Origin of the sequence: Metabacillus litoralis, assembly GCF_020524045.1 — a bacterium.
Taxonomy (GTDB): domain Bacteria; phylum Bacillota; class Bacilli; order Bacillales; family Bacillaceae; genus Metabacillus; species Metabacillus litoralis_C.
The window spans coordinates 1-1,648 of sequence record NZ_JAIVKL010000044.1; the positions used below are offsets into that span (position 1 = coordinate 1).

General features: G+C 43.0%; 9 tRNA genes and 2 rRNA genes. All 11 read right to left on the minus strand.

Features of this window, described 5'->3' with window-relative positions:
- Positions 1-69: ribosomal RNA gene (locus LC076_RS23925) — 16S ribosomal RNA — on the minus strand; the annotation flags it as partial.
- A gap of 175 nt (positions 70-244) precedes the next feature.
- Positions 245-320, minus strand: a tRNA-Ala gene (locus LC076_RS23930).
- Between the two features lie 22 nt (positions 321-342).
- Positions 343-419 (minus strand) — tRNA-Pro (locus LC076_RS23935).
- Positions 420-525: 106 nt separating this feature from the next.
- Positions 526-602 (minus strand) — tRNA-Arg (locus LC076_RS23940).
- Between the two features lie 65 nt (positions 603-667).
- Positions 668-753, minus strand: a tRNA-Leu gene (locus LC076_RS23945).
- Between the two features lie 6 nt (positions 754-759).
- A tRNA-Gly gene (locus tag LC076_RS23950) sits at positions 760-834 on the minus strand.
- Positions 835-891: 57 nt separating this feature from the next.
- Positions 892-977: transfer RNA gene (locus LC076_RS23955), tRNA-Leu, on the minus strand.
- Between the two features lie 12 nt (positions 978-989).
- Positions 990-1,065, minus strand: a tRNA-Lys gene (locus LC076_RS23960).
- Between the two features lie 24 nt (positions 1,066-1,089).
- Positions 1,090-1,165: transfer RNA gene (locus LC076_RS23965), tRNA-Thr, on the minus strand.
- 55 nt (positions 1,166-1,220) lie between these two features.
- A tRNA-Val gene (locus LC076_RS23970) sits at positions 1,221-1,296 on the minus strand.
- A 32-nt stretch (positions 1,297-1,328) separates the two neighbouring features.
- A 5S ribosomal RNA gene (rrf, locus tag LC076_RS23975) occupies positions 1,329-1,444 on the minus strand.
- Between the last annotated feature and the right edge of the window lie 204 nt (positions 1,445-1,648).

The window sequence follows — 1,648 nt, forward strand, 5'->3', positions numbered from 1 at the left end:
TCGCTCGACTTGCATGTATTAGGCACGCCGCCAGCGTTCGTCCTGAGCCAGGATCAAACTCTCCAATAAAGTAGTGTTTGACTTGCTCATAGTTTGTTTCATTTTGTACTATATAGTACATTTTGTTAATCGAAATTAACGTTGGCACGCTTGGTTTTGTTTAGTTTTCAAAGATCATTTTTGAAACAACTTTATTATTATAACATAGATCAAAAATGTAAGTCAACAACTTTTTGAAAATATTTGGTGGAGCCTAGCGGGATCGAACCGCTGACCTCCTGCGTGCAAGGCAGGCGCTCTCCCAGCTGAGCTAAGGCCCCAAATAAAATATTACAAATGAAATGGTCGGGAAGACAGGATTCGAACCTGCGACCCCTTGGTCCCAAACCAAGTGCTCTACCAAGCTGAGCTACTTCCCGTTTACATATATCGGAAATAGAAATGGAATGAGAAGGCCATAGATTTAAAATCTATTTCAAAGTAAGGTATTTAACTTACTATACTTCCTTTTTCACTTCACTTATATGGCGCGCCCGAGAGGAGTCGAACCCCTAACCTTTTGATCCGTAGTCAAACGCTCTATCCAATTGAGCTACGGGCGCTAAATTTGCATTATTTTTACTTTGCAAGTTAAGGTACGTTATTTCGCGAAGCGAAATAACGTAGATGCCGAGGACCGGAATCGAACCGGTACGGTAGTCACCTACCGCAGGATTTTAAGTCCTGTGCGTCTGCCAGTTCCGCCACCCCGGCACATCTTGGAGCGGAAGACGGGATTCGAACCCGCGACCCCCACCTTGGCAAGGTGGTGTTCTACCACTGAACTACTTCCGCAATATTAGTTAACTTCTCAAAAATATTGTAAGTTATTTTCGCTTTGCGAAAAAACTTTGGTGCGGGTGAAGGGACTTGAACCCCCACGTCACAAGGACACTAGATCCTAAGTCTAGCGCGTCTGCCAATTCCGCCACACCCGCAAGGTGTGTAAATGGTGAGCCATGAAGGATTCGAACCTTCGACCCTCTGATTAAAAGTCAGATGCTCTACCAACTGAGCTAATGGCTCATTATTAATAATGAGATAAAACAATGGTGCCGGCGAGAGGACTTGAACCCCCAACCTACTGATTACAAGTCAGTTGCTCTACCAGTTGAGCTACACCGGCTTAAAAAGGTTTAGATTATTAATTAAGGTAAGATATTTTGCTGAAGCAAAAATTTTGGTGGAGGATGACGGGATCGAACCGCCGACCCTCTGCTTGTAAGGCAGATGCTCTCCCAGCTGAGCTAATCCTCCATTATAAAACTATTATTTATAGTAGTTTTAAGACCTGGCAACGTCCTACTCTCACAGGGGGAAACCCCCAACTACCATCGGCGCTGAAGAGCTTAACTTCCGTGTTCGGCATGGGAACGGGTGTGGCCTCTTCGCCATCATTACCAGATCTATATCACTAACAAAGTGACAAACTATATTATAATAGCATTTTTAAAAAAATCAATAGATTTTTTTAATTGCTGAAGAAAAATATATTCCTTCAAAACTAGATAACGATTTTACAATTCAATTCACTGACGTTCGCTTATTTGTCCAGCTCCAGAAGCCAAATCCTACGGTAATTTCACTCTCTCGGACGAAGTCAAAGAAC